Genomic DNA, 23,086 nt, shown 5'->3' on the forward strand with positions numbered 1-23,086 from the left:
AAGGAAGAAAGGAATGAATACAGGGTTTACTGCCATTATTGCCGATGATGAACCGCTATTGAGGCGTCATCTTGATAAAAGCCTAGCTGAAGTGTGGCCAGAGCTAGAGGTGATAGCCAAAGTCGCAGATGGTGAACAAGCGTTGCAAGCCATTGAGAAAAACCAACCTGACATTGCGTTTCTTGATATTCGTATGCCAGTTCTGGATGGCATGACACTAGCGCAAAAACTCAATCAACTCGCCAATCCACCTTTGATTGTGTTTGTTACCGCGTACGATGATTACGCCATCAAAGCCTTTGAACAAAATGCCGCCGATTATTTGCTCAAGCCTATCTCGGATGAGCGCCTCCTGACGACGTGTGAAAGAGTGAAAGCACGCCTTGCTAAGCGAGAGCAAGAAAGCAGCAATGTGCAGATGAACAGCCTGTTAGAACAGTTACAACAATTATCCGCGCCACAAACGCCGCAATATCTTCAGTGGATCAAAGCAACGCAAGGGGAAGATATTCATCTGATCGCCACGTCTGATGTGCTGTATTTCAAAGCGGAAGAAAAATACGTTTCTGTGTATGCCCAACAAGGACAAGGTAAAGTGCAGGAGTATTTGATTCGCACATCGTTGAAAGAGTTGATAGGGCAGCTTAACCCAGAACAGTTCTGGCAAGTGCACCGTTCAAGCGTGGTGCAAGTGTGCAAAATTAGCAAGGTAAACAAAGACTTTGCAGGCAGAATGTTTGTTCACGTTGGAGAAAACAAGCTCCCCGTGAGCCGTGCATCTCAAAGTTTGTTTAAAGGGATGTAATCGCTAGAACTGTTCACTCTTTACACTGTAAACTCGCTGCTCTTAACCCACATTATCAAGGAAGATAAATGAGTTATCGCGTCACTCTCTTAAATGCAACGGGAGAGTTGTCTCCACTCGCTGAGTATTTACATCAGAAACTTAATGATCTGAGCTCACAGCTTTCTAGTTACTTTGATTTAAGTAACCTCGATTTAAGTAACCTCGATTTACGTAACGTTGACCTGACCGTTAGCCCGTTTGATCGCAATGACGTACCGCAGACGGGGATTGGTGGCTATTGCTTAAGCGCCTATCGTGTAGAGATTCTGCTTGATACGCAACGTGCTGATATTAAAAATGTTATTGAGAGAGAACTGGCTGCGGTGTTAGCGCATGAGTTGCATCACCTGTTCCGTATGCGAGCGGGAGAGAATGGCGCTGCGCTTGGTGATGTACTGATTATGGAAGGGTTAGCTTGTCATTTCGAACGTAAGGTGAATGGCGGCATCACACCGAGCTTGTTTGAGCAAATCAAAGATCAAGATTGGCGCCCTTTCTATGCTGAGATGAAAGACAAGTTGACCAGCTTAGATTACAACTTCGACGCTTACTTTCTTGGCAGTGATGAAAGTCGCTGGCCGAAATACATGGGGTATTGGGTTGGGTACAACCTTGTCGCTGAATATCTGGTGGACTTTCAAGGCTCTGAGCTTGATTTAGTCGGAGCAAAAGCCGAGCTTTTCTATCAATAACTCCGGCACAAGCCAAACTCATAGGCTGAGTCATAAAAACAAAAAGCGCCTAAGTCATCAGACATTAGGCGCATTCTTCGTTTTATAGCGACGATTTCTCCGAAGAGGCGAATGTGCTTATTCGCTGATTGTCACTTTCTCAATAATGATTGGATCGCATGGTACATCATCGTGACCAAGCTTAGAGGTCGTTTTCACTTTCGCGATGCGATTTACGACATCCATACCCGCAGTCACTTTGCCAAACACCGCGTAGCCCCAGCCCAAGTTGGTGGTTGCGGTGTGGTCTAGGAAATCGTTGTCTTCCAAGTTAATGAAGAACTGTGCCGTTGCAGAGTGCGGTGCATCGGTACGCGCCATTGCGATAGTGCCAACAAGGTTCTTTAGACCTCGGTTTGCTTCGTTCGCGATCGGGGCACGCGTTGGCTTTTCTGCCATGTCTTCGGTGTGACCGCCACCTTGGATCATAAAGCCGTCGATAACGCGGTGGAAAATGGTGCCGTTGTAGAAGCCATCTTCACAGTATTTTTTAAAGTTCTTTGAGCTAACTGGCGCTCGTTCTAGGTTCAGTTCAATCTCGATATCACCGAAATTGGTGGTCATAATAATCATCTTGTTTGCCCCTGTGGGTGCTATTTTGGCGGCATTATAGCTAAGTCGCTTGAGGATAGTAGAAATAAAAACAGCGACGTTTTGGCATCGCTGTTTCTACTATTAAGTATGGTTAAGGAAGTTAAACCGTGAAGCGTCCCACCAAGTCGTACAGCTCGTTGGCTTTGTGATTGAGGTTTTGGCTGCCCGAGCGATTTTGATTGGCAAGGTGCGCCGATTGACTACTTTGCTGAGAAATGACTTCGATGCGTTGTGAAATCTCTTGTCCAACTTGGCTTTGCTCTTCGGTCGCGGTAGCGATCAGCGTGTTCATGTCCATGATATTCGCAATCGCTGCTTGAATATCTTGCAGCGCAATCGATGCAGCACGTGCTTCTTCTACTGTCGCTTCGCCACGTGCTTGGCTAGATTCCATCGCTTTTACTGCGGCATCCGATCCTGCTTTAAGTTGATCGATCATCTTGTGAATGTCACCTGTGCTGTCCTGAGTGCGGCTTGCAAGCTTACGCACTTCATCCGCGACAACTGCGAATCCGCGTCCTTGGTCGCCCGCTCGTGCCGCTTCAATGGCGGCATTTAGCGCAAGCAAGTTGGTTTGTTCAGCAATATCTTGGATGACTTCAAGTGAGGATGAAATGTTCTGCACGTCACTCTCTAGACGTGAAATTACAGTGCTTGCTTCAGAGACCTCATTCGCTAGCGCTTCAACGGAGTTAGCGGCGGAGTCCACGATATGCTTCGCTTGTTGTGCGTTGTCATCGGCGTTTTTAGCGGAATCGGCGGCTTGGTTTGCGTTGCCAGAGATCTCGTGAGCGGTGGCCGTCATTTCTGTCATTGCGGTCGCGACTTGTTCCGTTTCCTCACGTTGACCAGAAGCCAACTCATCCACTTGTGAGGCGCGTTGAGACATGTTGTTAGTTTCTGATACTACCTCTTGTCCGACATGGCTGACGCTCTTAATAATTCCTTGCAAGCTTTCAACGAAGATATTGAAGTTATGCGCGAGCTGCTTAAATTCTGGCACGCTAGATTCTTCCATACGCGCGGTTAAGTCGGCGTCACCTTGCGCGAAAGATTGGATTGAGCTGTCAAACTGTTCGATAGGGCGCATAATGCTACGGTTGACGAGTACGGCAAAAATGGCCACGACAACGGCAATAGAGACACAAAACATAGCAATAGCGGCTAAGGTATTGTTTAGCTCATCGTTTGCTGTGTTTTCCATCTCTGTAATGATCGCATCGATATCATCAGTATAAAAACCTGTGCCAATCATAATATCCCACTTGGGAATGAACATGGAGTAGCTGAGTTTAGGTAATGCTTCGGTTTGCCCTAACTTAGGGAAGTAGTAGGTTGTGAAGTCACCCGTTTTGGCGTTTTTCAACAGGTCTTGGATCAGGTAGTTGCCTTTTTTGTCTTGCAGGTTATAGAAGTTTTCTCCAACCCCTTTATTGTTTTTTCCGACAACAACACGCACGCCTTTTGAGTCGTACGCAAAAATATAACCTGATTGGCCGAACTCTAGCTCTTTGAGCACTGGAATAGCTTCTTGCAATGAGGCATTACGATCCAATAACGGTTTGAGTGCGGAATGAGCCATCTGCACATAGTTTTTCAGTTCCGCTTTCTTCATCGCCATCATCGTCGTGTGCGTATGATTGATTTGTTGTTGGTTGTAGGTACTGGTTTGGAGGTAGGTAAACCACATCATACCCAAAGCAATCGTTAACACGGGAATGATGGAAAGAATATAAAGTCGCTTTCTTATCGTTAGATTCATAGGTACTTCCTTACGTCTCGGCGCAGCGTTACAAACTGGTAAACTTCAATAGCTTTACCAAATAAAAGTGTTAATAATTATTTTTGTACTGATTGCAGATTAACCGAGTTGGCGGGTGAGAAGTACAGGAAGTTGGTGATCGTGGACGAGAGAGACTCACATTTTTAAGCAGGATCACAATTAGCGAGAGCATTGGCCCGAGTTGCAGCGGGAGCTACCAGTAAGCCAGTATGAGACACGATACCTATTGTTGGCAAAGCGCAGGTAAACCCAGTCTGCAATTGGCTTGAGTAATGGCCAACGTAGTGGAGCATATAGCCAACCTCGTCCGACAAACTGCCATGCTCGGTGAGTCACATCAAGACCAAGTATCAGTTCATTGTTGTCATTCAGCGCATGCAAAATAGTATTGGCTTTTTGCGCGTCTATCTGTGGGTAATCAGAAAATTCATCGCTGTAGATATCGACAATTTTTATCGCTTGTTTTACATCTCGTCGCTTAAGTGCGTGCATTTCTTTGGCGCACAGTGGGCAAGTTCCGTCATAAAATATGGTGAGTTTTGTCATTGCGATCGTCTTACTTGATTTGTCTTACTGAATTCTACGTGGCGATTTTTCTTTTGGTTCATTATGTTGCAGGTAGTGGTTCCAATTCGCGCGTATGTTCTCGTAGTTGTATTGGCAAAAGTCTTTGCGATCACGTAGGTAGTCTTTTTCAACTTCATCGAGAAGCGACTTGTACTGTTCCGGATCACTGCCGTACACCAAACATAAGGTAGAGAAGTAGCGTTGCAAATCAAAACTGTGCTCATCAATGTACTCACCGAAGTCGTAGTAGTCCGGTCTGTCATCGGACTCAAATGCGAACATGTCGGCGGCGCTAATGGCCATCTCTGCGCCATCTTCTAGGAAGTCAATCATTAAGATCGTGGCAAAATTATCGACGGCATCTTCTTCTTTTCCGAGAACAGGGATGTTTTGATCTTCGATGTAAGCATGCCCGGCTTCATGCAGCAAGGTGTGTAATAACGTATCTAACGCCCCTGTTTTTGGGGATTTTCCAAGGCGTTCTTCATACTGGTTATTGGAGAAGTAATTGAGTGATTCCAAATAAAAAGTGTAAGGAATGTGTATCGTGTGCGTATCGGGATCGTACATTGGGCCATCTTCTCCGCCGTAAACCAGTGTGAGTGGTTTGCGAAAAGGAAAGTGGATCTGAGATAGCTCAAGAAAAATTGGGTTTACATCGCTGTTTTGGATAGATTGCAGGGCGATGTTTTCATGGGTTGTTTCCACGGGAGAATATTCAATACGGATATTTTCCGCTGCAGTGGCAGATGAGATGGCACAGAGTAATAGCACAGGGAAAAGCGAATGAATTTTCATGTAGGGCTCTTGTTATTTGAATAACTTACATAAAAATTATACATGTTTTTGTGTGATGCATAATTGGGATTGTTTTTATCACCCAGAATCGGGTAGTTAGCCTCGAAAGACTACCATGACAACACCGTACATTTTGGTTGCTGGGCCCTCCAGAAAGCCGATCAAAACACGTTTACTCAGGAGACGATAGATAAGTGATTGGCTTTTAAGGTTTATTTTTTGGTGAGGCCAAGTTGAATTGGCTTTGCTCTTTTGTCTGTAAAAATGCTATTCAGCAGTTAATCATTATGGAATGAAACCATGGGATTGGTGAATGTCACTGAATTGAAGAAAATTATCAGCAATATGTTATAATCCGGCTCCGTTGTGACGAAAACGTTTGTTGCAGCTTGAGAGTTTCCTTGGATTCGGCTCGTTTACACACCATGAGCCAGAGTTGAAAAACTACGACAGGAACAAGCAAACCCAATTGTTTTGAACGCGATCTCGGCGTTTAGAGGTTACAACGGGAAGGAACTTTGTTTGATAGTAATTGACACATTCTGTTTAAGTAAGGGAGCCCAACGTGGTTCAGAAAGTGTCACCCAGAATTTACTCACAACACTATACCCCAAGCAGTCACGCACAGGTATTGCGAGGGGGCATTTGAAGGAGCTATATCGGCTCCTTTCACATTTAAGGGCTTGCTAACAGCGGAAAACTGACACATCGCTAAAGGAGCGTCCCTTAAACTAGCCTAAGGCGCATCTACACCAACTTTTGAGTATTTTCGAAACAGTAAAGCGAGAACATTTGCTATTGAATGAAGGTTAAATTAACACTCGATCATTACGGAGGATGAAGAGAACAATAATAAGAGGCGATATGAATCATTTAATATCTGTAGGTGCACTGGAGTCCTTCTTGGTCGCAATCAGTGTGCTTTTCCTGGGGCATTTTATTAATGCTAAGCTACCGATTTTAAAGAAGTTCAACATACCTGAGCCGATTGTAGGTGGCCTTATTGTGGCCTGCATGATTACTGCTCTTCATTTCAACGGCATCGACTTGGAGTTCGATTTGCCGTTACAAAATACGTTTATGTTAATGTTTTTTGCGACGGTTGGTTTGGCCGCAAATTACACTCAGTTGATGAAAGGAGGTGCGAAGGTTTTTATCTTCTTAGCTGTCGCATCGTTTTACATCATCATACAAAACGGCGTTGGCGTTTCACTCGCGGCGGCGCTCGGTTTAGATCCTTTGATGGGGTTAATTGCTGGCTCGATTACTCTGTCTGGTGGCCATGGTACAGGTGCTGCGTGGTCACAAACCTTCCAAGACGTGTATGGATTGGATAACGTTTTGGAAATTGCGATGGCATCAGCCACTTTTGGTTTGATCATCGGCGGTATCATTGGTAGCCCAGTGGCACAGCGCCTCGTAGAAAAAAACAGCATTGAATCGGAGTATGGTCGTGGTGGTCGAGATGCCAAAACTCACGAAAAATTCCCTGAGTTGGTGACCTACAACGAATATGAAGAAGATAAAGTAACGGCGAAAAAAGTGGTGGAGAAACTCTTCTTCCTACTGATCTGTGTTACTGGGGCGAAGTATGTTGAGCAATGGGTTAGCACGTATGAAATCTCATGGTTGATGATTCCAGACTTTGTATATGCGCTGTTCATTGGTGTGATCATCACGAACTTCTTAGAGGTGACCAAGCTTCGTAAGTTAGACGCAGAAACCGTCGATATGCTCGGTACCGTTTCTTTGTCATTGTTCTTGGCGATGGCATTAATGAGCTTGAAGTTATGGAATATCTTTGACTTAGCGATTCCATTCTTGGTCATTTTGGCTGTGCAGTCTGTGGTCTTAGCTATCTTCACTTACTACGTGACGTTCAAAGTGATGGGACGCAATTACGACGCTGCGGTTATTGCGGGTGGTCACTGTGGTTTTGGCTTGGGGGCAACCCCAACAGCCGTGATGAACATGGGCTCTATCGTTAACCGATTTGGCCCGTCGCCGCAGGCATTTATGGTGGTGCCAATTGTGGGGGCTTTCTTTATCGACATCGTTAACTTAATCATTTTACAAGGTTACATTTCATTCCTTGGTTAAATTTAAGTTCATGATCTCCTGAGGTCGAAATAAAAACGGTCACAACACAGGTTGTGACCGTTTTTTTATGGCTCGATTTTGGCCGTTTATCGAACGACGGATTATTGAATGGTTCGGCTGAACTTGAGACTAGCTGTCCAACCAAGAACGCCGACGAAAGCGTAAATGCCAACGTTTAACCAACCCGCTTGAGGAATTGCATTAAATGGGCTTGGTGCAACAATGGCGTGCAGTGGAAGGTAAAGCACTTCGGAGAAGAACTGATCTAGGCCGTAATAGCCAAATAGTGCGATTGGCATCCAGCGCAGCGCATAAATGGCGATAAACAAAATGACCAGTGGTGAGTTCACTTTCTGAGAAATAGCCATTGCGGTTAATGCCAGCGGTAACAGTAGAATACCGGCGAACAACATTCTGATTAAAAACTCTCCCCAATGCAGCAGCACGTAACCTAACGAGGCTTGGCGGTACAATAAAGCCAATTGGTGATCGGTAGAGATGTTCAGCAACCACAACATCAAATCTGCTGCGAGCACAAGCGCCGAGCAAACAAGCGGAATCACCAATAAGCCAAACCCTAGCTTCACTAAGTGAGTTTTTATGTCGCTGACCGGCATACTGCGCCAAAACATAATACTGCCCTCTGCGCGCTCTTTGCGCAGTGTTCTCGGGAAGTATTGAATGACTAACAAGATAGACAGCAGTCCCGCCCCGCCGGTGATCAACATGTTTACATCGTCACCAAGCTCTTTATGAATGTCACTGACATCACCACCAAAGCTCATTTGAAAAAACATATTGTGTTGTAGAGTGTCGTTACTCATTAAACTGACAAAGAGGATAAGTCCACATGCCAACACAAACAGTGGAATACGTAAAACAAGAGGGTTTTCTAACCACTCTTTTTGCAACATCGCGACAACTGAACGCATTACGCTGCCTCCTTCTGCAATGCTAAAAATAGATCCGCTAACTTCACCCCATGGATGGCCCCCATTGTTTCTGCTTGTTGGGCATACTGGGCTTTGAGTAACCATTTCGTTGAACCGAGGCCTTTTTGTGACGACAGTGGGTTCATCGCTTCAATTTGTGTGCGGTGCTCGTCGTTGGCTTCAAGAATGAAATAGTCTTCACTGATACTGTCCATCGAGGTTTGCAGAACGGGGCGACCATGCTTAAGAATCAGCACATCTGTCAGCAAGTGCTCAATCTCTGATACTTCATGACTGGCGATGATCAACACGCGCTCGCCGTCGTGAAACCATTCCAATAAGTGACGATAAAACGTATCACGATACACGAGATCTAACCCGAGTGTCGGTTCATCCAATATGAGGATTTGGGTGTTAGTCGCGATTACAATCGCAAGGTGCAATTGCACCTTCATCCCTTTGGATAAAGATTTGATGCGCGCACGAGGTTTGATGTCCGTTTGACGAAGCAGCGTATCTGCTTGAGCGCGATTGAACCCTGGATGCACGCCTTCGGTATAGTTAAGCAGTTGAGCGACAGTCATCCAATCTGGCAGAACGTTCACATCCGAGATGTAGGACAAGCTCTGCATTATTTTGTCGCGTTGCATAATGGGTTCAAATCCGTTGATACGAACAGTGCCTTGATATTCATGTGCGCCGAGTAGGGCATTAATAAGCGTTGATTTACCTGCGCCATTATGGCCGAGTAAGCCAAGTACTTGTCCTGCATGTAGGTCGAAACTCACTTCATGCAGTGCTTCTCCTTGTTGCTGATATTGCTTGGAGACATTGTTTACACTGACTAATGCGCTCATTGGTCACCTTTCAAGTGTGGTTTTAGTTGTTGAATGAATTCGTCGAGTGACATATCCAGACGCTGTATTGTGCCGGCTATCTGCGGAATTTGTTGTTGAAGAAAACGTGCCTTCTCGTCTGCGAGCAATTTGAGCTTTGCCCCTGAAGCGACAAACATACCTTGACCGCGCTTTTTCTCCACTAACCCCTCATCAACAAGCAATTGATAGCCTTTCATGACGGTGAGGTGGTTAATTTTCATATCCGCAGAGATGCTACGAACGGAGGGCAGAGCATCGCCTTCTTGCCAGATACCTTGCAGTATTTGTTGAGTGATCTGGTCAGCCAACTGTCGAAAAATCGGTTGGCGATCATGCCAATTGGTCATGAGTGAATCTCTTGGCTGAAATGGTGTTATATATAGGTATAACACCTAGTGTGCCGGAGAGAAAGTAATAATTTAAAATTAAGCGTATGTTCCAGCCTTCGCTTTCCCTAAATATCTACCTATGTGATAGCTATTTTGAAGACTTTATTGTGAACATAAATTAGACACTTCTCATAAGTTGAGAAGTGTTATTTTTCTAATCCAATCAAGGTATTTACCACCAGATTGGTATTGGTATTCTCATATAATGATAATCAGTGGGATTTTGGGTGCATCCATTTCTTACTTGATGAGAATTTGTGGCAAATACACCCTAGAAAACAAAAGGTTCGAGAGGCAATCTGATTGACTTAGGCACCTATCTCACGTTGAGCGCTTGCTCAATGAATGAGAAAGAGGAGAGTAAAGAGGTCTCATGAATCAGGTAATATCTATCGGCCCACAAGAGTCGTTTCTCGTCGCAATTTGCGTGTTATTTTTAGGGCAGTTCATTAACACCAAATTACCAACCTTAAAGAAATTCAATATCCCAGAGCCAATTGTTGGTGGTCTAGTCGTGGCTTGCGTGATCACGACGATGCACTTAAATGGTGTGGATGTATCATTTGATTTGCCACTGCAAAACACCTTTATGCTGATGTTTTTTGCGACGGTTGGCTTAGCCGCGAATTACACCCAACTTATTAAAGGCGGTGCGAAGGTTTTCATCTTCCTTGTTGTGGCATCGGTCTACATTCTTATCCAAAATGCGGTCGGCGTATCCTTAGCAACCGCATTGGGGTTAGATCCACTCATGGGGTTGATCGCCGGCTCTATTACGCTTTCTGGCGGACATGGAACTGGTGCGGCGTGGTCGCAAACTTTTCAAGAAATGTATGGTTTGCACAATGTCCTAGAAGTGGCGATGGCTTCTGCTACGTTTGGCTTGGTCATGGGCGGGATTATTGGCAGCCCTGTCGCGCAAAAGTTACTCAACAAGCACAACTTAGAATCGGAATACGGACGCACCAACCAAAGCCATCAGAGTTTCCCTGAATTGGTGACCTATAACGAACATGAAGAAGATCGTGTCACGGCGAAAAGAGTTGTAGAAAGCTTATCCATTATTTTGCTTTGCGTGACAGGCGCGAGCTATCTGGAGAGTTGGGTGAGCAGTTTTGGCATCAAGTGGTTGATGATCCCAGATTTTGTTTATGCGCTGTTTATTGGTGTTGTCATCACCAACATCATGGAAGTGACCAAGGTGCGCAAGGTTGATTTAGAAACCGTTGATATTCTTGGTACGGTTTCGCTATCGCTGTTCCTTGCCATGGCTCTGATGAGCTTGAAATTGTGGAATATCTTTGATCTTGCGATCCCGTTCCTTATTATTCTTGCTATTCAGTCGGCCGTACTCGCGGTGTTCACTTATTACATAACATTCCGCATGATGGGCAGTAATTACGATGCCGCGGTGATCGCCAGTGGACACTGTGGTTTCGGTTTAGGTGCCACACCGACTGCGGTCATGAATATGGGCTCTATCGTGAGTCGTTATGGTCCATCACCACAAGCATTTATGGTAGTACCAATTGTCGGTGCATTCTTCATCGACATTGTGAACTTAGTGATTTTGCAAGGCTGTATTGCTTTTATTAAATAGCCCCCGCTTCTTTCAACTTAACATAACAAAGCCAGTCCCTTGAGATTGGCTTTGTTATTTGTAAAACGAAATCTTGTTTCTCTGACTTCAAGCCGTGAAATCAATACGTTACTATGATGACATAGTGTTCAGTTTTACAGCAGCATGAGGTACCCACATGTCTGAAAAAATATCGACGTCGGCATTAGCGAAAATGCGTAAGGTTGAAGCCAAGCTGTTGTTTGCCGATCTCAAACGTGCTGGCTACATTGTTCGCCAAGACGAAAAATGGATTCTGACGGAAGAAGGCGCCAAGTTTGGCGGCGAGTATGTGGATCACCCTAAATTTGGCCAGTTCATCGTCTGGCCGACCAATTTACATATTGAGCTGACTTCCAGCTCAGGGAAAACATTAAGCGCCACGCAGCTGGGTGAAAAGCTGAAACTGAATGCGAAGCGCATGAACCAACTGTTGAGTGAGTTGGGGTGGATCGCCAAATCTGAAGAAGGTTGGAGTGTCACTGAAGCCGGTATACGCGCTGGTGGCCAGCAAAGAACCGATAAAGAGACACAAAATACCTTTGTCGTATGGCACGATGTGGTGCTGCGTAATAAGCGTCTTAAGCAGTCTGTCATTGAATTTTTAGGGCAAGATGCGGAGTCACACTCCACGGATAAATCGTACTCAAGCTTTCGCCAAAAGTTTGAAGCCAAACACCGAACATTAGATGGGCATTACGTGCGCTCTAAGGGAGAGTTGCTCATCGACAACTGGCTGTACTTGGCTGGTGTGGTGCACGCTTATGAACGTCAGCTGCCGATTGACCAAGATGTCACCAGTGATTTTTATTTGCCAGGCGGTAAAGTCTATTTACAGTTTTGGGGAAGTGATACTGGGGAGATGGCTGAGGCTGACCGTGAGACCATTCGTACTGTTTATGAGCAGCATCATTTTAACCTTATCGAAGTCGAACCGAGTGAACTAGACAAGTTAGATGAAGTACTGCCTAAGCGTCTTCGTCAGTTTGGTATTAAAGCTTATTAACGACTTAAGCCCGCTGTTCAGATAAGAAAAAACCCGTGATTGATCACGGGTTTCGTATTTTAGTGTGCATCTAGGCTGTCATCCTATGGATTAAAAACCTTTGATGTTTTCCGCTTCTAGCTCCGAGAAGTACTTCACTGTCTTCACTTTCAGTTCTTGTTGAGCTGGCTCGTCACATACAATCACTGCTTTAGGGTGAAGTTGAAGTGCAGAAACCGTCCATAGGTGGTTTACACAACCTTCTACTGCTGCTTCAAGTGCTTGAGCTTTGTTATGACCTGTTACCAGAATCATCACTTCTTCTGCGTCTAGCAGTGTACCCACACCGATAGTCAGTGCGTATTTAGGCACTTGGTTGATATCGCCGTCAAAAAAGCGAGAGTTCGCAATGCGAGTGTCTTCAGTCAGTGTCTTGATACGAGTACGAGAAGACAGAGATGACGCTGGCTCGTTGAACGCGATGTGACCGTCGTTACCCACGCCGCCCATGAACAGGTTGATCTTGCCGTAAGACTTAATTTTGTCTTCGTAACGCTTACATTCTGCGTCGTGATCGTCAGTGTTACCGTTCAGTAGGTTGATGTTTTCTTCTTGGATATCAATGTGATTAAAGAAGTTGTTGTACATGAACGAGCGGTAAGACTCTGGGTGATCCGCTGGGATGCCAATGTACTCATCCATGTTGAAAGTCACGACGTTTTTGAAGCTCACTTCGCCGGCTTGGTAAAGCTCGATTAGGGCTTTGTAGGTTGCTAGAGGAGTGCCACCAGTTGGTAGACCCAGAACGAATGGACGCTCAGCAGTAGGTTTAAAGTCGTTGATACGCTTAGCGATATGCGCAGCTGCCCACTTACCTACTTGTGCTGCTCGAGTTAACGGGATAAGTCTCATTTTGTGCCCCTAGTTATTGGAATTTACGATGTACCGAAACATTAATTCGCATTATAAAATAAGTAATGGCGAACTGCTATTGTTTTAGGTCAAAATTTTGCTTTTTCTTTAACCAGTGTTGATTTTATCGACTGTTTTTATATCTAAATGCTTTTATAAGCCGATTTTTTACAAAGAAATTGCATTATGAAACTGACGAATTGATAGATAAAATTTATGATCTAAATTAAGTTCTGTCTTCGCACTTAACCTTGTTTTTTAACAACCTACAGAGTGTGAAATCGCACACGAACTTCAAATATTATGGGATGGACATGGCACGACGCTCATTCCTTAACCATAATTGAAATGTGTAAACCAGTGAGGAATTCGGTATGAAAAATGAGTTAGATCCGAGCAAAGTACTACAGGCTTACGAATGTGTGATGAACAACGGTACACCAACCGAATTTGGCAAAATGTATGAAGGTGTAGAAGCGTTTTCCGATTACGACGGGTACAACGTTTTCTTACGAGGGAATGGTGTTGAGCTAAAGGTTGGCTTCCACAATACCTATCAATTGGAGTACGACCAAGAGCACTTGAAAGAGAGCTTTTTGAAAAAGATCGCGATGCTTGCAAAGTAGGCTGGCAGCACTAAATACTAAAAAAGCCCTTGGGATAACGCGCCCTTGGGCTTTAGGAGAAGAAATGAGCTTGTTTTGCTCGCTCAGTCAAACCAAACGAGCTTTCGCCTATTACCTACTGCTAGAAAAAGGCGAGCATTAGTTTATTTGGTTATTAATCGTCTTCGACCAAACTCTCTTCAATGTAATCTTCTGTCGCGTCAGGCTTATTACGACCATTTAGCGTGTGGAAGCGCTTGCGACCACGAGCAAGTTGGGTGTACTTTAGCCACGTACGCTCAAGTTTTGTTTTTGCTTTGCCTGGGTTTTCTAGCACCTTGATGAAGTGTTTCTCTTCGCTATTTTCAGGTGTTAATTCGCCTGACTCTAAGCCAAGCATAGTATCCCCATAAATTGTTAGGATTTCCTCTTCCGAGAGAGTAAAATCGCCAGACTTTGCAAAGCCGCGTGGGAATTTTACGTTGTCGTAAAAACGTTTTTTGCCATGACGGAATTCAGTGTCAGACATGTCAACAGCCTCTGTAACCGTTATTGATGAATGTAGTGAACTACGGCGAAAATTAGGCGTAAAGCTAACAAAAGAAAAACAAAACTTTTTTGTCGTCATGATTTTAATTAGTTGTTAATCTGGTTTTATATTAACCAGGAGATGGTTTATGGATGTAAAAGTCTTTCGAACATTTTTAGAGCTGGCAAGGGTTCGTCACTTCGGACGCGCCGCTGAGAATCTTTATATTACCCAAGCTGCAGTGAGCGCACGTATCAAACAATTGGAAAGTTACTTCGATACGCAATTGTTTATTCGTGATCGAAATAACATAAAGTTGACCTCTGCAGGTGAGCGCTTAATCAGTTATGCAGAGGTGATGGTCACCACATTGCAACAAGCGAAGCTAGAGTTATCGCTTGAAGATGGCAAAGCGCTGCAATTGACGTTAGGTGGTACGCCAAATATTTGGGACGCCTACTTGCAGAACTGTTTAAGTGTCGTCACGGATTCATTTGGAGGCTATGGCTTTATGGCTGAAGTGATGGGGCGGGAAATGCTCAGTCGCAGCTTGCTAGAGCGCACGTTAGATATGGCATTTGCGTTCGACCAAATCAAAGCTGATGAGCTTAACTGCAAAAAAGTGGCCGATGTTGTTCTCGTTCTGGTATCGACTGAGAAAGACTCTTTAGACTCCGTTTTTGAAAACAAATACGTGTATGTGGATTGGGGAACGCGCTTCTCATCAGAACATTCTGAACGTCACCCTAAGATCCCGGCTCCGTATCTGCGCACGTCAACAGCGCGTATAGCATTGGACTTTATTTTAGAGAAGGGCGGTGCCGCTTACTTACCCATCTCTCTGGTAGAGCCATTTATCGCTAACGGGCAGCTTCACAAGGTGTCTGGCGTAGAAGATTGGTGTCGCCCTATCTATTTGAGCTATCGTAAAGCTAGCTCGTCGGTAGACGCGATTAAGCAAGTGGAAGAAATTGTCAAAGAGATCGATCCACTGACGGCTTACAGTTTTCAGCAAATTGGTTCCGGCACTTCCGACGAATAGCGTTGAGTGAAAAGTCAGAGAAATTAAAAAGCCGCCTTGGCAAATCCAGGCGGCTTTCTTTTTATCTCGATGAATCGATAGCTATGGCAAGTCAAATAGCAGGGCGGTTGTGCTCTCGTTCGATGTATTGCGTAAAACAACCTTACTTTGTTGTTCGATCTTCGCGCCGTCGCCCGCCGTCAAGGTGGTATTGTCTATGCTAAGGCTCCCCGTTACTTGGTGAACGAATAAGTTTCTACCCGATTCTATCTCAAAGTTAAGTTCGCTATTTGGTTCAAGAATTAACTGATGTAATGTGGCATCTTGCTTAATAAGTAGCGTACCGTTTTCTCCTGTTGGAGTCGCGATAGTTGTTAATCCAGGCGTGCGACCAAAGTCTTTTTGCTGATAACCTGGTTTGGTTCCAAATGTATTTGGCTGAATCCAAATTTGTAGAAAGCGCAGCGTGTCGCGGTTCGACGCATTGTACTCACTGTGGTAAATCCCTTTCCCTGCCGACATGAGTTGGAATTCCCCTGCGGGTAATGTTTTCACGTTACCTTCGCTGTCTTTGTGCGCGATAACACCTTCCAGCACATAGCTGATAATCTCCATATCACGATGGCCATGTGTATCAAAACCTGCGCCAGGTTGGACTACATCGTCATTGATGACTCTCAATTCAGAAAAGCCCATATGTTGTGGATCGTAATAGCTACCGAAAGAAAACGTATGTTTGCTATCAAGCCAGCCAAAGTTTGCTCGACCTCGGTCTGCTGCATGTCTTACCGTAATCATAGAGCCTCCTTAAGAGAGCTTTTTGTTTAAGAAGTTATCTAATGCTGCTTTACCTGCGCCAGAGAACGCCAGAGAAACGCTCGCTGCCAGTAATGCTAAGCCAAACTCGTAACCGTTGTTTGCCATGAACAAACCGTTTTCAAAGTGGACGGAGAATATCGCTACCACCATCGTGAACGCCAAAGCAACCGCTGCTGGTCGAGTTAGCAGACCAAGTAAAATGAACAAGCCGCCAAAGAACTCTGCGCTGCCCGCAAGTAACGCCATGAGCACGCCAGGACCTAAACCGATAGATGCCATCCACTGACCAGTGCCTTCTAGCCCGTAGCCACCAAACCAGCCAAACAGCTTTTGTGCGCCGTGCGCCATAAAGATAATGCCGATTGGAACGCGAAGTGATAGTGCGCTGTAACCTGCGTTTGATGTGGTAATTTTCTGTAATAGTGCTTTCATGATTCTGTCCTCTGACTCTTTTCAATGAGTGGGAAGCGTGTGCTCCCGTGCTGTTGAGAACAGTTTAGGTGGCGGTGAGAATAAAAATAACGGGAGTATTTTGATAAACTCGTTCTAAAAAATTGAATAATGGATTTTTGTTATTTTTAATCAGTTGCTTGAGTGTTTTTTATGAGTTTTTTTATGCCAGTTTTGTCGTGTTTTAAATCAGGTTCCATCATTATTTTCGATAAACATTTTTGCTGTTAAACAAAAAAAAGAGCACAGGTTGCTGTGCTCTATTGCTTTCGCTATTAACAAGGGAGAAAGGTGTGTTAAAGAAAACCGTCAGAGGTTCATTAAGCTCTCTAGTGACTCCTCTACATTGTTGTAGTGATAGGTTCGAATATTACGCCCATCCGTGGCATTAATTTGAATTTCTGAGATCTCGTTATCTGAGTCTCGTTCGATAATTCCAATTGAATGATCTACGGATTTACTGGTAATAACCTTTTGGTTTCTTAGTACAATTACGCAAGTGTGTAAGTCCATGCCAATTCCCTTTAGCCGACGTTGTTGTGATGTTCTGAATCTAACTTTAGTGTACAAAAGCGCTAATGCCAATAAATCTCAATATTGAGTTCCGAAAATGGCTAATGGTAGGCGCTTAAGCAAGCTACAATAACACTATATTGAACGATGCCTATGAACAATAAATGACAAAAGGCATGAGCAAGGAAAGCACTATGTTTATTCACCCCCATACCTCATTGACTTTCGAGCAGTGTCATAAGGCGCGAGTCGCGCGAGACAGCCGTTTTGATGGGCGATTTTATGTGGCAGTGAAAACAACGGGGATCTTTTGTCGCCCAATTTGTCCGGCTAATTTACCTAAAGAAGAAAATGTAGAGTACTTCACCGATAAAGCGCAAGCTCTCCAAGCGGGGTACCGTCCTTGTTTGCGCTGTCGACCTGATAGCGCGCCGGGTTCTTGGGCATGGAAAGGCGTAGAAACGACCTTTCAACGAGCGATTTCGTTAATTGATCGAGGGGAACTGCATCACCACTCGGTGTCTGAGCTAGCAGAGCGTGTTGGGATTTCGGATCGCTACTTACGTATGTTGTTTGAGCAGTATCTAGGCATGTCACCCAAGCAGTATGCGCAATATCAACAATTAATGTTCGCCAAACAGTTGCTTCATTCCAGTTCTATGTCGGTCACCGAAGTGGGGTTTTCGTCTGGTTTTAACAGTACACGCCGCTTTAACGATGCTTTCCAAAAGTTTCTCAAATTGACGCCTTCTCAAGTCCGTCGCAAAGAGTTTGACGGTATGGGTAGCAATCGAATTGCCTTGCCTTATCGAGGTGAATTGAATTGGCAGCACATGCTGAACTTCTACCGTTTACGAGCGATTGAGGGGGTTGAGCTGGTGAGTGATGAGAGTTATCAGCGCAATGTTTGTCTGGATACCAGTAAAGCATGGTTTAAAGCGACCAAAGGTGAAGGGTACCTAGAGCTAGCGTTTGAAATTGAAGATGTAACGAAGCTGCAAAACTTGGTGTCTGACATTCGTCGTATGTTCGATCTTGACGCCGATATTTGTACTGTTGAGCAGCATTTGGATTATGTTGCACCAGGGCTTGTGTCGAGTAAAGGTATTCGGATTCCTGGTGTATGGAATGCATGGGAGGCTGGAGTTCGAGCGATTTTAGGCCAACAAGTGTCGGTTAAAGCGGCGATTGGTCAACTTAACTTATTGGTGACCACACTTAGTGGAGAGTCAGAAAAACGCTTTTTCCCGACACCAGATGCGATAGCTAATACCGACGTGAGCTTTTTGCGCATGCCGCAAAGCCGTAAAGAGACGCTAGTGCGCTTCGCCCAGTTCATGCAGGACAACTCAGAAGCCGACCCCCAGAAGTGGCTAGCCTTGAAAGGCATTGGACCTTGGACAGTCAGTTATGCTCAACTGCGAGGGCAATCTCAACCCGATTGCTTTTTAGATAAAGACTTAGTAGTGAAAAAGGCGATGCAGCGTTACCCATCACTGAATACGCACACTGCGGCCCCTTGGGGAAGCTACGCGACGTTTCACTTATGGAATCAATCATGAAAACATTTTATACCGAAATGCCGAGCCCATTAGGAACGGTGACCATCCAATCTAACACTGAGGGCTTGCTTGGCATTTGGTTTGAAACATGCACCACTAAGCCGAGTGAACTGGGAGCGCGAGACGATCAACACCCGATTTTGCGCCAAGCTGTTACCCAGTTGAATGAATATTTTTCTGGCCTACGTAATGAATTTGAGCTGCCTTTGGCGGCTACAGGCACGGATTTTCAAAATCAAGTTTGGCAGGCACTAACGACCATTCCATACGGCGAAACGTGGAGCTATCAAGATCTCGCCAACGCGATTGGCAACCCTAAAGCTGTGCGCGCTGTTGGGTTGGCAAACGGAAAAAATCCTATTTCTATCGTGGTGCCTTGTCATCGCGTTATTGGCAAAAGCGGTAAATTGACAGGGTATGCTGGTGGAGTAGAGCGCAAGCAACGTTTACTTGCGTTGGAGCAAGGTACACCGCTTTAAGTGAGGCGATTCTCATATTGTGATTAAGCGTGCTGCACAGGGGAAATGATAGTGTAGAGTTTCATATTCGTTATACGAATAGAAAAAGGATAATAAGGACATGCCTTTCAAAACGGATTTTGATGCATTCATGAGTGAGTGTTGGCAGCATCACGAAGCACAGCCCGAACAAACTTATGCTCAATTGGAAACGGCTCTGAGTGAGGTTGAAAACGTTAACCACATCGAGCGAATATTTGCATTGATGCTGCATACCGCGATTGGGCACCTCCAGCGTCCAGAACCGTTTCTTGCTTGTTTAGAGCGCTTTGATGAACGCAAGGTTGCCGAGAGTTCGGCATTGCAACGCAATATTGCCGTTGCGCGCTACTTCGTAGATGGCACTGACAATATGGAATTATTGGAAGAGCAAGACCAACGACGAGTTTACGCTTTGATTTCGAATGAACTTTCTGCGCTTGCTCAGCTTGAACTGGCGAGCCAATGGCTGGCGAAAGCCGCGCTAGGTATGACACCACAAGATGCTGAAGGGTCGCTAGCGCGCTCTATCGCAATCACAGCAAATAACTTGGCGTGTCAGTATGAAGCGCTGGCTGAGCGCACGGATGTGGAAAAATCGAGGATGCTAGAAGCGGCCAAGCTCGCGTTGGATTACTGGAAAGTGGCGGGTGGTTGGATGCAAGAAGAACGTGCTGAGTATCGCTTAGCGATGAGTTTACTCAAAGCGGGTGAAGCCGGACAAGCCAAGCAGCATGCCGAGCGCTGCGAAGCCATTTGTCAGCAAAATGGTGGTGACGCGTTTGAGCTGTTCCATACGCATGATTTGCTGATGCAAGTGCACTTCCATCTTAGCCAGAAATATAAAGCTCAAGTGGATGTGGGGATGCAGCAATACTGCACAGCGAGTTCGTTGACATGATCTCAACGTTGAATAAAAAAGCCCCGAGCGAATGGCTCGGGGCTCATATTTTGTAAGTTCACTCATTACACGATGTTGATTATGCTATTTGCGCTTTTGCCTGATATCGTCCTGGTTTATGGTTCATCGCCAAAATCAAGTTTGTCGCCACGGCACCTAGGACGGATAGAGCGATAAGGTGCACATCCACAATAAACAGCGACATCACTACGATGGCACAATCGAGCGCCATCTGAACTTTACCAGCTCGAATCCCAAAACGTTCCTGAAGGTACAACGCTAGAATGTTAAAACCGCCTAAACTCATCTTGTGACGGAAAATCACCAACATACCTATTCCAATTAACCCACCACCTAGAAGTGCTGCATAGAAAGGTTCGATTCGCGAAATTTCAATCACATGATGCAGATGATCGACCGCAAAAGAAACAATTGAGACCGCAATGAAAGTATTAATGGTGAAGCGCCATCCCATGCGCATTACAGACAAAATATAAAAAGGGAGGTTGAGAGCGAAAAATATCTGACCAAAGCTGAAGTCACTCACTTTGGTAAGGAAGATCGCCAAACCAGCCGTACCGCCAGTGAGCAATCCTACTTTGCTGAAAAATATTACCCCAAGCGACACTAACGCACTGCCGAGCGTCAGAGCCAAGAGGTTCTCTCTTAGGCTATGATCTTTATCCATAAAATTTTTTCCTTGGTTTAAAAACCGCGCCGGAGACAACACGTCCATCCAACGCGATAAACAGTTGCCAAAATAGCAACTAACAAATCGGCCAATAAAATGTCGCGAAAAGTGATGAATGTCGAGTTTTTGGACAAGATTGTGCTGATGCTAGCCTGTTTAACATAATGTACACAGGTAGAAAAACAACAAGGAAAAGTTATGATTAAGACAGTCGGCACTACCCAAATCAACGCATTACATCGACTGAGTTGTCACTGCGGAAAAGTTGAGCTGGAACTTGCATTACCTAATGGTATTGAGAAGCCGAGACGATGTGATTGCTCCATGTGTCGACGTCGCGGCGCGATTGTGGCATCTGTGCCTCTGAATGGTATTCGTATCGTGCAAGGCGAAGACGTTTTGAAGCTGTATCAGTTTAACACTCGCACAGCGAAGCACTTTTTCTGTGGCGAATGTGGTATTTATACGCACCATCAGCGTCGCTCTGACCCGAGTGAGTACGGCTATAATGTCGGCTGTTTAGAGGGCGTCAACCCATATGAATTGGGAACTATCGAAGTGATGGATGGCGTTAACCATCCATCTGACCGTTAGGTTATATCGCAAGTTAAGCGCCTGACGCGCGGTGCTTTTAGGTAAATAAACCGCTATTCATCCACAAATGCACTGCAATACTGGCCGCATAACCCAAGGCGATGACGGGAGCCCATTTTAGGTGGCCAAAGAAGGTATATTGACCACGCGCGGCTCCCATTAATGCGACACCTGCCGCAGAGCCAATTGAAAGCAAGCTGCCCCCCACACCCGCAGTCAATGTGACAAGTAACCAGTTCCCCATCGACATGCTTGGTTCCATAGTCAGTACAGCAAACATAACCGGAATGTTATCGACGATGGCAGATAGAACACCAACCATCACGTTGGCCCAGACAGGGTTCCATTGGTTGTACATGACGTTTGAAACCAGTTCGAGATAGCCAAGTAAGCTCAAACCGCCGACACACATCACTACGCCGTAGAAGAACAGCAAGGTATCCCATTCTGCTCGAGATACACGGTGGAACACGTCAAACGGAACGACTGAACCTAAGCGTTTTAATGCGTGATCGTCGCCATTGGCAATTGCCATAGCCGCTTTTTTTGCCAAAGAATGTTTGAGTGTTTGGCGTAAGAAGTAGCCGAAAAATTGTAAGTAGGCCAAGCCCATCATCATGCCCATAACGGGTGGGAAGTGCAGCAAAGCGTGGAAAGAGACTGCGGTGGCAATCGTCAGAATGAATAGTGCGACAATACGTCTCGCGCCGCGTTTCAGTTCTACGTGTTGGTGAATCGTATTCGGTTTGGTGTTTGGAACAAAGAGTGACATCAAAAACGCAGGAACCAAATAGTTCACCAGTGACGGGACGAATAACGGGATGAATTCAGCAAAGCTGACATGCCCAGCTTGCCACACCATCAGGGTCGTAATGTCACCAAATGGGCTGAATGCACCGCCAGCGTTGGCAGCGATAACAATGTTGATACAGGCAAGATTCACGAATCTAGGATTATCACCGGAGACTTTCATCACCACAGCGCACATCAAGAGGGCTGTGGTTAAGTTATCGGCAATCGGTGAAATAATAAAGGCGAGAAACCCTGTCAGCCAAAACAGCTTTTTGAAGCCAAAGCCTTTGCCGACCATCCACGCCTGTAAGGCATCGAAGAGTTTGCGCTCTTCCATAGCATTGATGTAAGTCATCGCTACTAATAAAAACAGCAGCAGTTCCGCGTATTCCAACAAGTTGTGTTCTAGTGCGGATTTGGCGATTTCTGGCTGGTTGTGTTGAGCAAAGGTGTAGCCAATTAGAATCCAAATTAACCCTGCAGCGAGCAGCACAGGCTTGGACTTTCTCATTTTCAGATACTCTTCCAACATAACCAGTATGTAAGCAATCGAAAAGATAATGAGAGCCGCGTAACCGACACCAGAATTAACAAGGTTCAGTTCATTGGTGGGGGCAGCAAAGGTGGCGCTAGAGAACAACAAACAGCAGAAAGCCACAATTGGATAGATTGGCATAGACATTTCTCCTTTGTCTGGTTGGAGAAATATTAGCCACAAATTAATGAGTTAGTTGTGAGAGAGCTCGAATTAACAGTAGGAGTTAGGAAATGATAGTGTGCGCCACTATTTTCTGAGTGACGCAATGCTTGCTGCGCCAAATAAAACCACAGCGGCATACAAACCATAAGTTAACCAATGGCTAATCTCTAAAAAAGGAACGAGTCCTTGACCTGCCCACATACAGCCTCCGTTTAATGAGCAATGTTGTAATAGTCGAGCCAATTTAAAGGAAATGAACAATGTTTTTTGTGAGTGAC

The 23,086-nt window shown here is 45.2% G+C and carries 25 protein-coding genes; 11 read left to right on the plus strand and 14 right to left on the minus strand.

The genetic code is table 11. The features are described from left to right. Positions 1–13 precede the first annotated feature (13 nt). The gene (locus NB463_RS02910; RefSeq protein WP_053809536.1) at positions 14–805 is read left to right on the plus strand and encodes a LytR/AlgR family response regulator transcription factor; all 792 of its coding nucleotides are present in this window, start codon (positions 14–16) and stop codon (positions 803–805) included. A gap of 68 nt (positions 806–873) precedes the next feature. Then, positions 874–1,539 carry a DUF2268 domain-containing protein gene (locus NB463_RS02915; RefSeq protein WP_258430916.1) on the plus strand — a complete coding sequence of 222 codons (666 nt, stop codon included), beginning with the start codon at positions 874–876 and terminating at the stop codon, positions 1,537–1,539. A gap of 117 nt (positions 1,540–1,656) precedes the next feature. Here the strand turns inward: NB463_RS02915 and NB463_RS02920 are convergent, their stop codons facing one another. The 4 genes from NB463_RS02920 to NB463_RS02935 form a co-directional block, all read right to left on the minus strand. Further along, positions 1,657–2,151: a peptidylprolyl isomerase gene (locus tag NB463_RS02920; protein ID WP_020195057.1), complete on the minus strand. Its 495-nt coding sequence runs from the start codon at positions 2,149–2,151 to the stop codon at positions 1,657–1,659. 121 nt (positions 2,152–2,272) lie between these two features. Beyond that, entirely contained in the window at positions 2,273–3,934 is a 1,662-nt protein-coding gene (locus NB463_RS02925; RefSeq protein ID WP_258430915.1) for a methyl-accepting chemotaxis protein, read from the minus strand. A 180-nt stretch (positions 3,935–4,114) separates the two neighbouring features. After that, positions 4,115–4,501 (minus strand): thiol-disulfide oxidoreductase DCC family protein, encoded by a 387-nt coding sequence (locus tag NB463_RS02930; protein ID WP_258430914.1) that lies wholly within the window; start codon positions 4,499–4,501, stop codon positions 4,115–4,117. A 24-nt stretch (positions 4,502–4,525) separates the two neighbouring features. After that, positions 4,526–5,320: a DUF4344 domain-containing metallopeptidase gene (locus NB463_RS02935; RefSeq protein WP_248380460.1), complete on the minus strand. Its 795-nt coding sequence runs from the start codon at positions 5,318–5,320 to the stop codon at positions 4,526–4,528. A gap of 864 nt (positions 5,321–6,184) precedes the next feature. Here NB463_RS02935 and gltS (NB463_RS02940) point away from each other — a divergent pair. After that, positions 6,185–7,420: a sodium/glutamate symporter gene (gene gltS / locus NB463_RS02940; RefSeq protein WP_006740921.1), complete on the plus strand. Its 1,236-nt coding sequence runs from the start codon at positions 6,185–6,187 to the stop codon at positions 7,418–7,420. A gap of 101 nt (positions 7,421–7,521) precedes the next feature. Here the strand turns inward: gltS (NB463_RS02940) and NB463_RS02945 are convergent, their stop codons facing one another. The 3 genes from NB463_RS02945 to NB463_RS02955 are packed head-to-tail and all read right to left on the minus strand — an operon-like array spanning position 7,522 to position 9,577. Continuing rightward, positions 7,522–8,352 (minus strand): hypothetical protein, encoded by an 831-nt coding sequence (locus tag NB463_RS02945; protein WP_258430913.1) that lies wholly within the window; start codon positions 8,350–8,352, stop codon positions 7,522–7,524. Next, positions 8,352–9,209 carry an ABC transporter ATP-binding protein gene (locus NB463_RS02950; protein ID WP_053809324.1) on the minus strand — a complete coding sequence of 286 codons (858 nt, stop codon included), beginning with the start codon at positions 9,207–9,209 and terminating at the stop codon, positions 8,352–8,354. The genes NB463_RS02945 and NB463_RS02950 overlap by 1 nt, the downstream gene beginning before the upstream one ends. After that, positions 9,206–9,577 (minus strand): GntR family transcriptional regulator, encoded by a 372-nt coding sequence (locus tag NB463_RS02955; protein WP_085344466.1) that lies wholly within the window; start codon positions 9,575–9,577, stop codon positions 9,206–9,208. The genes NB463_RS02950 and NB463_RS02955 overlap by 4 nt, the downstream gene beginning before the upstream one ends. Positions 9,578–9,992: 415 nt before the next feature. Here NB463_RS02955 and gltS (NB463_RS02960) point away from each other — a divergent pair, with 415 nt between their 5' ends. Together gltS (NB463_RS02960) and NB463_RS02965 are read left to right on the plus strand one after the other, a co-directional pair. After that, positions 9,993–11,219, plus strand: coding sequence for a sodium/glutamate symporter (gene gltS, locus NB463_RS02960; protein ID WP_046875620.1), 1,227 nt, complete (start codon positions 9,993–9,995; stop codon positions 11,217–11,219). A gap of 157 nt (positions 11,220–11,376) precedes the next feature. Beyond that, positions 11,377–12,243: a glycerol kinase gene (locus NB463_RS02965; protein WP_139059720.1), complete on the plus strand. Its 867-nt coding sequence runs from the start codon at positions 11,377–11,379 to the stop codon at positions 12,241–12,243. 90 nt (positions 12,244–12,333) lie between these two features. On the opposite strand, the gene nagB is transcribed toward NB463_RS02965, so the two are convergent. Then, positions 12,334–13,134: a glucosamine-6-phosphate deaminase gene (gene nagB, locus NB463_RS02970; RefSeq protein ID WP_006740926.1), complete on the minus strand. Its 801-nt coding sequence runs from the start codon at positions 13,132–13,134 to the stop codon at positions 12,334–12,336. 374 nt (positions 13,135–13,508) lie between these two features. Here nagB and NB463_RS02975 point away from each other — a divergent pair, with 374 nt between their 5' ends. Continuing rightward, complete coding sequence (locus NB463_RS02975; RefSeq protein WP_005392042.1) at positions 13,509–13,760, plus strand: DUF3081 domain-containing protein; 252 nt, start codon at positions 13,509–13,511, stop codon at positions 13,758–13,760. Positions 13,761–13,914: 154 nt separating this feature from the next. Here NB463_RS02975 and NB463_RS02980 read toward each other — a convergent pair whose 3' ends face one another. Next, a complete protein-coding gene (locus tag NB463_RS02980; protein ID WP_005392041.1) occupies positions 13,915–14,268 on the minus strand; it encodes a DUF413 domain-containing protein in 354 nt (117 codons plus the stop codon). A 148-nt stretch (positions 14,269–14,416) separates the two neighbouring features. Between NB463_RS02980 and NB463_RS02985 the strand changes: the two genes are divergently transcribed. Next, positions 14,417–15,310, plus strand: a complete 894-nt coding sequence (locus tag NB463_RS02985; protein WP_258430912.1) for a LysR family transcriptional regulator — start codon at positions 14,417–14,419, stop codon at positions 15,308–15,310. An 81-nt stretch (positions 15,311–15,391) separates the two neighbouring features. Here NB463_RS02985 and NB463_RS02990 read toward each other — a convergent pair whose 3' ends face one another. The 3 genes from NB463_RS02990 to NB463_RS03000 form a co-directional block, all read right to left on the minus strand. Further along, a complete protein-coding gene (locus tag NB463_RS02990) occupies positions 15,392–16,087 on the minus strand; it encodes a pirin family protein (protein WP_005392038.1) in 696 nt (231 codons plus the stop codon). 9 nt (positions 16,088–16,096) lie between these two features. Beyond that, positions 16,097–16,540, minus strand: a complete 444-nt coding sequence (locus NB463_RS02995; protein ID WP_005374434.1) for a DoxX family protein — start codon at positions 16,538–16,540, stop codon at positions 16,097–16,099. 327 nt (positions 16,541–16,867) lie between these two features. Then, a complete protein-coding gene (locus NB463_RS03000) occupies positions 16,868–17,071 on the minus strand; it encodes a hypothetical protein (protein WP_017633816.1) in 204 nt (67 codons plus the stop codon). Between the two features lie 194 nt (positions 17,072–17,265). On the opposite strand from NB463_RS03000, the gene NB463_RS03005 reads away from it, so the two are divergent. The 3 genes from NB463_RS03005 (at position 17,266) to NB463_RS03015 (ending at position 20,031) form a co-directional block, all read left to right on the plus strand. Continuing rightward, entirely contained in the window at positions 17,266–18,633 is a 1,368-nt protein-coding gene (locus NB463_RS03005) for an AlkA N-terminal domain-containing protein (RefSeq protein ID WP_258430911.1), read from the plus strand. Continuing rightward, positions 18,630–19,112, plus strand: a complete 483-nt coding sequence (locus NB463_RS03010; RefSeq protein ID WP_005392035.1) for a methylated-DNA--[protein]-cysteine S-methyltransferase — start codon at positions 18,630–18,632, stop codon at positions 19,110–19,112. Before NB463_RS03005 ends, NB463_RS03010 begins: the two co-directional genes overlap by 4 nt. 100 nt (positions 19,113–19,212) lie before the next feature. After that, positions 19,213–20,031 (plus strand): hypothetical protein, encoded by an 819-nt coding sequence (locus NB463_RS03015; protein WP_258430910.1) that lies wholly within the window; start codon positions 19,213–19,215, stop codon positions 20,029–20,031. A 79-nt stretch (positions 20,032–20,110) separates the two neighbouring features. Here the strand turns inward: NB463_RS03015 and NB463_RS03020 are convergent, their stop codons facing one another. Beyond that, positions 20,111–20,719, minus strand: a complete 609-nt coding sequence (locus NB463_RS03020; protein WP_006740933.1) for a YitT family protein — start codon at positions 20,717–20,719, stop codon at positions 20,111–20,113. Between the two features lie 201 nt (positions 20,720–20,920). Between NB463_RS03020 and NB463_RS03025 the strand changes: the two genes are divergently transcribed. Continuing rightward, positions 20,921–21,316: a GFA family protein gene (locus NB463_RS03025; RefSeq protein WP_124008207.1), complete on the plus strand. Its 396-nt coding sequence runs from the start codon at positions 20,921–20,923 to the stop codon at positions 21,314–21,316. Positions 21,317–21,353: 37 nt separating this feature from the next. Here the strand turns inward: NB463_RS03025 and nhaD are convergent, their stop codons facing one another. Then, entirely contained in the window at positions 21,354–22,784 is a 1,431-nt protein-coding gene (nhaD, locus tag NB463_RS03030) for a sodium:proton antiporter NhaD (RefSeq protein WP_005392020.1), read from the minus strand. Positions 22,785–23,086: the final 302 nt, after the last annotated feature.

This window comes from Vibrio sp. RM-41-2B, from assembly GCF_024744415.1.
In the GTDB taxonomy this organism is placed as follows: domain Bacteria; phylum Pseudomonadota; class Gammaproteobacteria; order Enterobacterales; family Vibrionaceae; genus Vibrio; species Vibrio diabolicus.

Bases quoted from the DNA above. Each gene is read 5' to 3' on its own strand.
- NB463_RS02910 (WP_053809536.1), top strand. From the start codon at position 14: ATGAATACAGGGTTTACTGCCATTATTGCCGATGATGAACCGCTATTG.
- NB463_RS02915 (WP_258430916.1), top strand. From the start codon at position 874: ATGAGTTATCGCGTCACTCTCTTAAATGCAACGGGAGAGTTGTCTCCA.
- NB463_RS02920 (WP_020195057.1), bottom strand. From the start codon at position 2,151: ATGATTATTATGACCACCAATTTCGGTGATATCGAGATTGAACTGAAC.
- NB463_RS02925 (WP_258430915.1), bottom strand. From the start codon at position 3,934: ATGAATCTAACGATAAGAAAGCGACTTTATATTCTTTCCATCATTCCC.
- NB463_RS02930 (WP_258430914.1), bottom strand. From the start codon at position 4,501: ATGACAAAACTCACCATATTTTATGACGGAACTTGCCCACTGTGCGCC.
- NB463_RS02935 (WP_248380460.1), bottom strand. From the start codon at position 5,320: ATGAAAATTCATTCGCTTTTCCCTGTGCTATTACTCTGTGCCATCTCA.
- gltS (WP_006740921.1), top strand. From the start codon at position 6,185: ATGAATCATTTAATATCTGTAGGTGCACTGGAGTCCTTCTTGGTCGCA.
- NB463_RS02945 (WP_258430913.1), bottom strand. From the start codon at position 8,352: ATGCGTTCAGTTGTCGCGATGTTGCAAAAAGAGTGGTTAGAAAACCCT.
- NB463_RS02950 (WP_053809324.1), bottom strand. From the start codon at position 9,209: ATGAGCGCATTAGTCAGTGTAAACAATGTCTCCAAGCAATATCAGCAA.
- NB463_RS02955 (WP_085344466.1), bottom strand. From the start codon at position 9,577: ATGACCAATTGGCATGATCGCCAACCGATTTTTCGACAGTTGGCTGAC.
- gltS (WP_046875620.1), top strand. From the start codon at position 9,993: ATGAATCAGGTAATATCTATCGGCCCACAAGAGTCGTTTCTCGTCGCA.
- NB463_RS02965 (WP_139059720.1), top strand. From the start codon at position 11,377: ATGTCTGAAAAAATATCGACGTCGGCATTAGCGAAAATGCGTAAGGTT.
- nagB (WP_006740926.1), bottom strand. From the start codon at position 13,134: ATGAGACTTATCCCGTTAACTCGAGCAGCACAAGTAGGTAAGTGGGCA.
- NB463_RS02975 (WP_005392042.1), top strand. From the start codon at position 13,509: ATGAAAAATGAGTTAGATCCGAGCAAAGTACTACAGGCTTACGAATGT.
- NB463_RS02980 (WP_005392041.1), bottom strand. From the start codon at position 14,268: ATGTCTGACACTGAATTCCGTCATGGCAAAAAACGTTTTTACGACAAC.
- NB463_RS02985 (WP_258430912.1), top strand. From the start codon at position 14,417: ATGGATGTAAAAGTCTTTCGAACATTTTTAGAGCTGGCAAGGGTTCGT.
- NB463_RS02990 (WP_005392038.1), bottom strand. From the start codon at position 16,087: ATGATTACGGTAAGACATGCAGCAGACCGAGGTCGAGCAAACTTTGGC.
- NB463_RS02995 (WP_005374434.1), bottom strand. From the start codon at position 16,540: ATGAAAGCACTATTACAGAAAATTACCACATCAAACGCAGGTTACAGC.
- NB463_RS03000 (WP_017633816.1), bottom strand. From the start codon at position 17,071: ATGGACTTACACACTTGCGTAATTGTACTAAGAAACCAAAAGGTTATT.
- NB463_RS03005 (WP_258430911.1), top strand. From the start codon at position 17,266: ATGTTTATTCACCCCCATACCTCATTGACTTTCGAGCAGTGTCATAAG.
- NB463_RS03010 (WP_005392035.1), top strand. From the start codon at position 18,630: ATGAAAACATTTTATACCGAAATGCCGAGCCCATTAGGAACGGTGACC.
- NB463_RS03015 (WP_258430910.1), top strand. From the start codon at position 19,213: ATGCCTTTCAAAACGGATTTTGATGCATTCATGAGTGAGTGTTGGCAG.
- NB463_RS03020 (WP_006740933.1), bottom strand. From the start codon at position 20,719: ATGGATAAAGATCATAGCCTAAGAGAGAACCTCTTGGCTCTGACGCTC.
- NB463_RS03025 (WP_124008207.1), top strand. From the start codon at position 20,921: ATGATTAAGACAGTCGGCACTACCCAAATCAACGCATTACATCGACTG.
- nhaD (WP_005392020.1), bottom strand. From the start codon at position 22,784: ATGCCAATCTATCCAATTGTGGCTTTCTGCTGTTTGTTGTTCTCTAGC.